This window comes from Methanocalculus sp. (assembly GCF_030651615.1).
In the GTDB taxonomy this organism is placed as follows: domain Archaea; phylum Halobacteriota; class Methanomicrobia; order Methanomicrobiales; family Methanocorpusculaceae; genus Methanocalculus.
On record NZ_JAUSCG010000197.1, the window covers coordinates 1 to 10063 of the forward strand.

10 protein-coding genes are annotated in these 10063 nt (G+C 52.2%); 5 read left to right on the top strand and 5 right to left on the bottom strand.

Annotation, left to right across the window (positions count from 1 at the left end):
* On the top strand, positions 1 to 1891 hold a 1891-nt coding region (locus Q7V06_RS08530; RefSeq protein ID WP_304840566.1), incomplete at its 5' end, for a PAS domain S-box protein.
* 221 nt (positions 1892 to 2112) lie between these two features.
* On the opposite strand, the gene Q7V06_RS08535 is transcribed toward Q7V06_RS08530, so the two are convergent.
* The 5 genes from Q7V06_RS08535 to Q7V06_RS08555 form a co-directional block, all read right to left on the bottom strand.
* Positions 2113 to 3930, bottom strand: coding sequence for a dipeptidase (locus Q7V06_RS08535; RefSeq protein WP_304840568.1), 1818 nt, complete (start codon positions 3928 to 3930; stop codon positions 2113 to 2115).
* 135 nt (positions 3931 to 4065) lie between these two features.
* On the bottom strand, positions 4066 to 4506 hold the full coding sequence (locus Q7V06_RS08540) for a rhodanese-like domain-containing protein (protein WP_304840570.1): 441 nt from the start codon (positions 4504 to 4506) through the stop codon (positions 4066 to 4068).
* A 13-nt stretch (positions 4507 to 4519) separates the two neighbouring features.
* Entirely contained in the window at positions 4520 to 5251 is a 732-nt protein-coding gene (locus Q7V06_RS08545; RefSeq protein ID WP_304840572.1) for a glycerophosphodiester phosphodiesterase family protein, read from the bottom strand.
* Positions 5241 to 6683 (bottom strand): PAS domain S-box protein, encoded by a 1443-nt coding sequence (locus Q7V06_RS08550; protein WP_304840574.1) that lies wholly within the window; start codon positions 6681 to 6683, stop codon positions 5241 to 5243. The genes Q7V06_RS08545 and Q7V06_RS08550 overlap by 11 nt, the downstream gene beginning before the upstream one ends.
* A 47-nt stretch (positions 6684 to 6730) precedes the next feature.
* On the bottom strand, positions 6731 to 8296 hold the full coding sequence (locus tag Q7V06_RS08555) for a beta-ribofuranosylaminobenzene 5'-phosphate synthase (RefSeq protein WP_304840576.1): 1566 nt from the start codon (positions 8294 to 8296) through the stop codon (positions 6731 to 6733).
* 85 nt (positions 8297 to 8381) lie between these two features.
* On the opposite strand from Q7V06_RS08555, the gene Q7V06_RS08560 reads away from it, so the two are divergent.
* The 4 genes from Q7V06_RS08560 to Q7V06_RS08575 all read left to right on the top strand — a co-directional run.
* Positions 8382 to 8828, top strand: coding sequence for a PPC domain-containing DNA-binding protein (locus tag Q7V06_RS08560; protein ID WP_304840578.1), 447 nt, complete (start codon positions 8382 to 8384; stop codon positions 8826 to 8828).
* Positions 8829 to 8947: 119 nt separating this feature from the next.
* Entirely contained in the window at positions 8948 to 9202 is a 255-nt protein-coding gene (locus Q7V06_RS08565) for a ferrous iron transport protein A (protein WP_304840580.1), read from the top strand.
* A gap of 1 nt (position 9203) precedes the next feature.
* Positions 9204 to 9443, top strand: a complete 240-nt coding sequence (locus Q7V06_RS08570; RefSeq protein WP_304840582.1) for a FeoA family protein — start codon at positions 9204 to 9206, stop codon at positions 9441 to 9443.
* The coding region (locus Q7V06_RS08575; RefSeq protein WP_304840584.1) for a FeoB small GTPase domain-containing protein at positions 9440 to 10063 on the top strand (624 nt) is incomplete at its 3' end. The genes Q7V06_RS08570 and Q7V06_RS08575, both read left to right, overlap by 4 nt.

Here is a 10063-nt window from a genome sequence, read left to right on the forward strand (position 1 = left end):
TGGTCTTTCTTTCCTCAAAGAGCTCAGATCCGGTGGCAGTGAGACCCCTTTCATCATCTTCACCGGAAAAGGGCGGGAGGATGTGGTGATCGAGGCATTGAACAGCGGCGCTGACTTTTATCTTCAGAAGGGTGGGAACCCAACGGCACAGTTTGCCGAGCTGACTCATAAGATCAGGATGGCGGTTCAGCAGAGGCGCTCTGAGAAGGAACTTCGGCAGAGTCGTGATGAGCTCCAGGCAGCAAACGAACAGCTTTCAGCTGCTGAAGTGATCCTCCGGGAGCAGTATAATGAACTTGTGGAGACCCATCAGGAACTCCGTGATAAGAATGAGTCTCTTGCTGTTGCAGAAGAAGAGTTGAGATCCCAGCTTGATGAACTCATCCACATGCAGGGAGAACTCTTCGAGAAGAATGAGTACCTTGAGAAACTCATCTCCTATGCGAATGCCCCGATCATCGTCTGGGATAGAGAATACCGGATAACCCGTTTCAACCATGCCTTCGAACGGCTGACGGGCATTCCTGCAGATGAAGCGATTGGGCAGACCCTTGATATCCTCTTCCCAGATGATACAAGAGATGCATCAATGGAAAAGATCCGGCTTGCGATGCAGGGGGAGGTCTGGGATACTGTTGAGATTCCGGTCATGGATCGAACCGGAGGGCTCAGGTTTGTGCTCTGGAACTCAGCAACCATCGAAGCAGAGAATGGTGGTGGTCTTCGTGCCATCATTGCACAGGGTCAGGATATCACTGACCGGAAGCGTGCCGAAGAGGTGCTCCGGGAGCAGAACCAGCGGCTCATGAATGCGTATGAAGAACTGGCGGCGAGTGAAGAGGAGATCCGCCAGCAGCTTGATGAGATCATCGCAAAAGAACAGGCACTCCGTGAGAGTGAAGCGCGGTATCAGACGGTGATCGAGTACCAGACTGAACTGATCTGCCGGTTCAGACCTGACGGTACGCATATCCTTGTGAATGATGCGTATGCACGGTATTTTGGGAGAGAAAAAGATGAGTTAATCGGCTCAACATTCTCCCCTGCCATTCACCCGGACGATTCAGCGGTGGTCAGAACCTTCTTTGCATCTCTCACGCCTGATCATCCTGTTGATACGGTTGAACACCGGATTATTATGCCCGATGGTGAGATCCGGTGGCAGCAGTGGAGTGATAGGGCAATATTCAATCTATCTGGTGCTCTCGTTGAATACCAGTCTGTCGGTCGCGATATCACAGATCGGAAGCTTTCAGAAGAGGCACTCCGTGTTGCACATCATAAACTCAAACTCCTCTCAAGTACCACCCGTCATGATATCATGAATCAGGTGATGGCACTTCAGGGTTTCCTCTCATTTGCCGAGGATATGAGTCTTGATACGATGCAGACAAGATATCTCGATGAAGTGAAGAAAGCCGCAGATTCCATTCAGCTTTACAGCGAATTCACCCGATCCTATGAGAACTTCGGTTTTAAACAACCAGTTTGGCTCCCGATACAGGAGCTGATTGCGAGGATCGATGATGGGAGGCTCCCAATACGAAATGAATGTGGAGATATGCAGATTCTGGCTGATCCGATGCTTGAGAAGGTCTTTTCGAATCTGATGGATAATACCCTCCGGCATGGTGAAGGAGCAACCGGTGCTCATCTCTATTACAGGCATAGTGATTATGATCTCACGATCATCTGGGAGGATGATGGAGCCGGAGTCCCTGATGATCATAAAGAGCGTATTTTTGAGCGTGGTTTTGGAAAGCATACCGGTTTTGGTCTTTTCCTTACACGGGAGATCCTTGGGATCACCGGCATCACCATCCGTGAGACCGGAGAGTATGGTAATGGTGCACGATTTGAGATCCATGTGCCACACTCTTCATATCGGTGAAATAATCTGAAAAGACTCTCTGGGAAAGCCGATACTCCCCTCCATCTTCTCATCTCCATACAGTCACCTGTCAATCATCGGGAGACGTAATGTGGTGATCGTCATCATGAAGATGTAAACGATCAATAAAAGGCATATGGAAGGGCAAATGCCCCTCCTCTCCATCAGGGACAGAGGTCATCTCATCACTGTACCTGACCATTATGTTGCTTCCTAACCCTTCAGAGCAGCTTCTGAATATCTGCAAACGATGATCCCTTCGGTACTACGACCCGCTCTCCGGTATAGGTGAGATCCGGGGTCTCCCGAAGTTCTTTGTACTGGTATACCCTTGGACCATACTGATATCCGGTCTCATTGTACCACCAATCCGGATATCCCCCCTCCGTCACCTCTTCGGTGATCGGATCCGTCACAAGACCGTTTGAGTACTTGACGATCAGGGTTGCTGTTAATTGCTTCCAGGTGTCGATGATCTCATCACCCCACTGCACGGTGAAGTTCGTCATAATAGATCGTGCACCGGCACTGTCACCGGCTTGCAGACGGTTGGTCGCCTTCTGATCGGTAATCTGAAGCATTTGATAGGACATCTCTTCAAGGAACTCCTGTCTATGCTGGATATCGCCGATCATTGCATCATATCTGAGCATCGCCCAGTTCGTCAGTAAGGCAAATGTCCAGTACGAAGTATCATAGTTATATCTGAGCCGACTTCCGGTTGAGTAGGATGCAGATACATTCTCTGAGTTTGCATAGATTGGTGCATACACCGTCTCATATGCTACCGCCGGTCCAAACCAGAGGACCCCGGCAACCTCTTTCCGGAGATCAGGGCGCACCACGGTGACATAGCTATAACTACAGAATATCGCAGATATCGGACGTGGATTTGCTCCTGCACGAACTTCAATGGTTGTTTCGTTCTGGAAGTTTGTATGCGCATCCTCTGGACCGAGGTACCGGTACGGATTTCCAAATGGCCCTGCAGCCGGCGATTTTGTTAGGTCAAACTCTGTTCCTTCATAGTGATCCCGGAAGAGATTCAGAGCAGTACTGAAGTTCACCGGCTTATCGGGTGTAAATGAGAATGGATATGCACGGGTATATGAGTCCTCGACATAGGGGCTTAGGTTTAGTGACGGAGCAAGAGTGTCCTGAAGTCGCCAGACCCGCATCAGCGAGTAGTATGGGTGGGCGTACTCTCCATAGCTCACGGTTGCAAGCCAGTCGAGCGGACCATCAGATGGTGACCACCAACCCGCCTTCTCTGCAACAGAGAAGAGATTCTTTGAGTGATGCATAGTGGGATCTCCCGGAGTGACATCACGGATACGGAATGTGTTTGCGGCAACAAAGATCTCCCCGTCCGGAACCTTCTCAGCAACCCAGAGCCCGCCATTCCCTTCCGGATTGCCGCACATCTCGATGACCCAGGCCTCCTCCGAATCTGCGAAGATGAGGGTCTCGCCGGTTCCATAGTACCCATACCGATCGATCAGATCTCCTACAAGCAGTACTGCCTCTTCTGCCCGTGTACATCGTTCAAGAGCAATATTAGAGAGTTCTGATGAGTAGAAGAGTCTTCTGCCCTCCTCAGCAGAAGGTTCATACTTTGCATAATCTGTGCATTCGGCACTCATCAGGTTCTGATCATTGATAATTCCGTATGAAGCGGTGTAATACCCATAGGTATAGGGAACCTGGTCGATATAGCCGAGAATAATGCGGGATGAATCTGATGCTTTACCTCCGGCTGCATCTGATCCACTGTTTGGATCGAAGTAGACGGGTCTCCTCTCCCCGGGTTTGTGTTCTGCCGGGGGTATGTAGGTGATCATCACATCATCCAGATTTCTCCAATCCTTCCCTACACCGTCGTTGGTATGGCCGAGGTAGGCCGCCCCATCATCTGATGCACCGGGTGTTATGGCAAAGATGGTACATCCCGAAGCAGAGGCGGGAAGAAGGAGAATACAGCATAGTACAACACAGATCCTGAAATAGTGGAGATCTCTCTGTGCAAATCTACGTATCATACCTATAGGTTATATTCATTTTATATATGCGTTGAGATCTGGTTGTGTATTGGATTCAGAAGAGAAATCCGGTTGCCAACTGTTGTGCAGTCTCTCTTCTGTAGAACATTCGTCCCACATCAGGCCGGATCATCATCACCGTTCAATCAACCCCCCGGCTCTCTGCCATGCAGATATCCCGCCGCCGATATTATAGACTTCGGTGAATCCGAGGTCGCCCATCATCCGGAGAGCTGAGGCTCCCCTGCCGCCGACGGCACAATAGATGAGGTACGGCTCATCCCTGTTGAGCCCGGATACAGTGCCGGAGAAGTCTCTGGAGATGTCCATATTCACTGCACCCCTGAGATGGCACGATTGAAACTCTCCTGCCGTCCTGACATCGATGATAGTGAGATCCGGTCTCTCTCCAGTCTGTATCATCGCTTCATCTGCTGAGATAGTCTGAAGTATTGGTATGATATCCCCTCCATCCGGAGACGCCGGAGTGGTGCACCCGGATACTGCAAGCAGCAGAAGGATCAGGCCGCCTGTCAGACAGGATCTTCGGGAGATGACCCTTCCTCGTCTCATCATTGTAGAGTGTACTTCACTCTTTTTGTACAAGATACCTTCGTGCATCACAGGGTTCATCGGTTGCGATGCCGTCTATCCCGAGACGGAATGCCTCTTGATACTCCTCTTTGGTATTGGGTGTCCAGGCGATGACACCAAGACCCGCCTCACCTACCGAAGAGACGATTTTTGGAGTCATCAGGTCAAACCGGGAGAGTATGAAGGCTACCTGGATCGATTTCGCCACTTCAAATGGATCTGGCTCCATCGACCGGAAGATCGAGCCGACCAAAATCTCCGGGAGGAGTGAGGTGATCCGCCTGAGGCAGTCTGCATCGAATGAGACGATCAGCACCTTCGAAAGAGTACTCTCTCGTAGCATTGCTGCGATCTGATCCTCATACCCTGACTCCTTCAGCTCGATGACAAGCCCGCACCCTCCGAGATCAAGTGCGAGCACCTCTGCAAGTGTCGGGATGAGTTCACCCTCCCCGGCATCCAGCTCTCTCAGTTCTGCCAGTGTATGATCAGATACTCTGCCGATCCCGTTCGTCGTCCGGTCAAGGGTTGGGTCATGAATGATGACCGGCACACCGTCCCTGCTCAGGCGGACATCGATCTCGACATAGTCTGAACACCTGCCTCCTTCCCGGAGTGCAGCGATGGTATTTTCAGGCCGGATGGCACGGGCTCCCCGGTGGCCGATGATGATCATGGTATCAGATATGGTCTCGTTCTTCTTCACCTCTTCTGATTTAAGAAGCACACCACGCCCCATCCGGCAGTAGTATCTCAAATCGTGCCCCTTCACCATAAACCCCGGTTTCCCTGATGGAGATCCCGGTGATCGAGAGGATCTCACGTGCCAGAAAGAGTCCGAATCCGGTGTTCTTCCCAAATCCCTTCCTGAAGATCTTCTCCTTCAGATCATCGGGCACCCCTGCACCATCATCCTCCCAACAGATTACAAGCCCCCCATCCCTGATACTGCTTCTGAGGTTGACGGTCGTTGCCCCTTCACCATGCCGGAGGGTATTATCCATCAGATTCGAGAAGACCTTCTCAAGCATCGGATCGGCATAGAGAGAGATATCCTGACATTCGTTTCTGATCGAAAGATGACCATTGTCAATCCTGGCAACGAGGTCATGGATATATAGCCATGCAGGCTTATCGACCCCGATCATCTCATAAGCACGGGTGAACTCACTATCCCGCTGGATGGCGGTGGCTGCTTTCTTCACTTTGTTCAGGTACCCGGACTGGATCGGATCAACACTCATCTCCTCGGCAAAGGAGAGGAAACCCTGAAGCACCATCACCTGGTTAAGGATATCGTGCCGTGTGATGCCTGTCAGGATCTGGAATTTATGGTTTGCGATCCTGAGCGCCTCTTCTGCATGCTTCCTCTCGGTGATATCACGGAGGACGCCGTCCTCCTGAATGAACCGTCCCTCTTCATCATATCGTGTATGGGAGTGGAGCTCCTTCCAGGTGACTGCTCCCTCTCTCCCCACACAGCGAAACTCAAGCCCTCTGGTATATTCCCGCCCCTCTTCGTTCGCCTGCAGGAAATCACTCAGTACCATCTCACGATCTGTCGGATGGATGAGGTCAAGGAATGGTTTTCCGACAACCATATTAGGAGTATAATCTTCAAATAATGCGGGTGCTTCATTGAGAAAGAGGATATTCCCGGATGAATCCAGGGAGAAGATCACATCCGGTACGTTCTCCATCAGCTGCCGGTATTTCCTCTCACTCTCACGGAGTGCTTCTTTCACCCGTTTCCGCTCGGTGATATCCGCAACGAGCCCAACGCATATCACCGGGTCTCCTGCATCATCACGCTCAGCTATGCTCGCAGTGTCACTGATCCAGATATCGGTTCCATCAGCAACCCGGATTCGGTACTCGATCTGATGCGAATCGATCCTCCCGGTGAGGAGTGCCTCTGTTGCCTCTATCACCCCCTCCAGATCGTCCGGATGAATGATCCGGGTAAAATCGGTATATGATGTGAACTCCTCCGGGCGGTATCCGAGCATTGAGATACTTTGATCAGAAAAGGTGATCGAGCCTGTTCTGCAATCGACCTCCCACCATGACACCCCTGCCGCACCCATCACCGTCATCAGCCGGTTATATCGTACGTGGTCCTCCTCTGACGTACTCAATCCACCCCCTCTCTGTACCATCCCTCTTTCCTGCAGGATAATAAGATATCGCGTACGAATGCAGAATCTTACCCCATCCGAACGATCGCCCCGGTGTTCCTTGCCGAAACCTCCTCCACAGTCCCACCGATCCCTTCAAGTGCGGTCCGGGCCGCTGCTGCCACCGCCTCATCTCCCTTTCGGATGATCGCATAGACAGTCGGACCAAATGAGGAGAGACCTGCTCCGTATGCTCCTGCTTCACAGAGGATTGCAGGCAGATTCCGGATTTTTTCAGGCTGAAGCTCCACCTCATGCCGTTTGAATCCGATCTTCTGGAGGCGGTTCACCACCTTTCCAAACTGCTCGATATCCGATTCAACGACCGCCGGGAGCATCTGCATCATCATAAGATGGCAGATCTCCTGCACCTCGGAGAGTGGCACCGGGCAGTGCTGCGAGAAGATATCCACCTCGGCCTCCTCAGATGCACCAGGTTGCGTATCCGGGGTGACGAGGAGTATCCCAAACTCATCAGGAAACGGATGGCGGATGGTGACCGGGGCTGGTGTGATCCCCCGTGATGCAGATGAGGGTTTAAACCCGGTCTTCTCCTTATTCTGTCCGAATTTGTGTCCTCCGTCGATGATGAACCCACCTGAGTCAAATGCGGCGGTTCCTATCCCGGAAGTTCCACCCCGGCCGGTGATCCTGGCTAAGTCCAGTGCACGCACTGAACGGCCATAGAGCTCTGCAACCGCCCTGCCTGTTGCAAGGGCGATCTGGGTTCCGCTCCCAAGGCCGGCATGCCGGGGAAGGAGGGTATGCAGGATGATAGTGGCACCTCCGCTGAGTCCGAAGTGATCGATCATAGCAGTTGCAGCCTCTGCTGCCCGCCTCCTGCTCTCCTCATCTCCTCCAAGAACACTCACCCGGCCGGCAGCCCGTGCCTCAACGAGGAGATGCGGCCGGTCAAGGGTGATCCCGATCCCCCCGTCGACCCGGCCGCTGCTCCCGTTCAGATCGATCAGACCAAGATGAAGTCGGGCTGGTGTATCCACAATGACCCTCTTCGTATCGGAAAAGGTGCCTGAAGAGAAGATCTCGGTGATCACCATCAGCGGCTCTTCCTTGTGGATGATCCGATACCGTCGTGCAAACAGCGGTTCCCCGGGGATGATGCCAAAGATCTCCGCGAGATGAGCATCTGCCGGATACGAATCAATAGTGAGGATCTCCCGTCTCGATTCGATCCGGTGCTGCCGGAGAATTATCCCGATCGGTATATCAGCTTTCATCAGATCGGTTGCGATCTCCGGGGTGAGCCGGTTGATCGGCGTATATGAGATAGCATAGATGAGTGGTCTTCCATCATGTCCTTCCCCGAGATCGACGATCCGGTGGTTCACACGATCACCTTCATCCAGAGCAAGGAGGTGTGCAACCTCACGGTCTGCTGGTATCACCTCCTGGAGTCGGGTCTTCACCCCGACCAGACCCTCTGTCGCAAGTGAGAGGAGATGAGTGACTGAACCGTCTGTTCCAAGGAGGACCTTCTGAAAAGGCGATAACTCTCCGGTCTCTCTCTCGATCTCTTTCATACGAAGGGATATCTCCGGAGCGTTCAGTGGATGGATCTGATCGTCTGTATCCATTATAATCCGGTAATGATCCACTGGTTCTTACCTCTATGGATTTTGATCCCAAACCATAACCTCGATCACGTACACACAATCTTATATGCAATACTCCGAAGGTACGGTCGGGCGGGTCTTCTTCCTCAGGTTCGATGATGGAGAGGATTTTATTGAAACAGCCCGCAGTTTTGTGGAAGAGCAGAGCATCAGCCATGGAGTCATCTCATTTCTTGGGGCACTCCACTCTGCCGGTCTCGTAACAGGCCCTGAAGAAGCAGTCATCCCTCCGGTGCCTCATAGGGAGACGATCGAAGGGGGCTGGGAGTGTCTTGGAACGGCCACGATCTATCCGGGTACGGATGGCCCTTCTCTCCACCTGCATGCGACTGCCGGACGTGGGCGTGATGCAGTAACCGGGTGTCTCAGGACCGATTGCATCGTCTATCTCGTTGTTGAAGCGGTCATCTGGGAAGTCTGCGGGATCGAGGGGGAGCGTATTCATGACCCCTTCATCGGAGCAGCACTTCCTGTTCTCTGTAACAGAAGATGACATCCCTCTCCTCTTCTTTCGGTTCCTTGCATAAAACCTAATAATGTGTGGTTTTCTCTTTACTTTTCGAATCTTCTTCGACTCGGGGTTATCCCTACCAAACAACAGAAGAGGAGATAATGAATGTACCAGACAAATCTCCAGTTACCCTTGATACGGTCATCTCCGGAGATAAGGCGCGGATTGTAAGTGTCCGGGCAAAGGGGCACCTTCGGAAGCGCCTGCTTGAGATGGGCATCATTCCTGGTGCCATCATCGAGTCGATACGGGTTGCACCACTTGGTGATCCGGTCGAGTTCCGTATTAAAGGCTATAATCTCTCGATCAGAAAGGGTGATGCAGCCTGCATTGAAGTTGTCATGGAGGTGGCGTGAGATGACATCATGCCCTCTCTCCCTTGCCTCTCCGGGAACGACTGCCAGAATAACTGCGATCAATGCAGGTGAAGGACTCAGGAGACGCTTCTATGATCTCGGACTCATCCCTGATGCCGAGGTTACCGTCGTCACAACAGACCGGGGTTCGATCATCGTCTCTGTTGCCGGATGCCGGTATGCTCTTTCCCGTGGCATGGCGATGAAGATCCAGATTGCGCCGGAGATGATTGCTGTATGAAGAAGACAATAACAGTTGCGTTAACCGGCAACCCGAATGTCGGGAAGACGACGGTCTTCAATGCCCTCACCGGTGCCCGTCAGCATGTCGGAAACTGGCCTGGCGTCACCGTTGAGAAGAAGACAGGAAAGCTTGATCACTCAGGTACAACCATTGAAGTTACCGACCTTCCCGGTACCTACAGCCTGACGGCGTATTCGGCCGACGAGGTGATCGCCCGTAATTTCATCATTGAAGATCACCCTGATGTCGTTGTTCAGGTCGTGGATGCATCAAACCTTGAAAGAAACCTCTACCTGACAATGCAGCTTGCAGAGCTTGGACGACCGGTCATCATCGCCCTGAATATGGCTGATGTTGCTGAGGGAAGGGGCGACACCATCGATGACAAACGCCTCTCCGAACTCCTCGCAATGCCGGTCATACGAACCGTCGGAACGAGTGGTAAGGGGCTTACAGACCTCCTTGATGCAGTTGTAAAAATTGCAGCAAAGGGGGAGAAACATACTCATATGATCGGGTATGGAGACGAAGCAGAGGCACGTATATCCGAAATCGTCAGGATACTCGATGATGATCCGACTCTTGCAGGACGTTATCCGCTCCGATGGCTTGCTGTC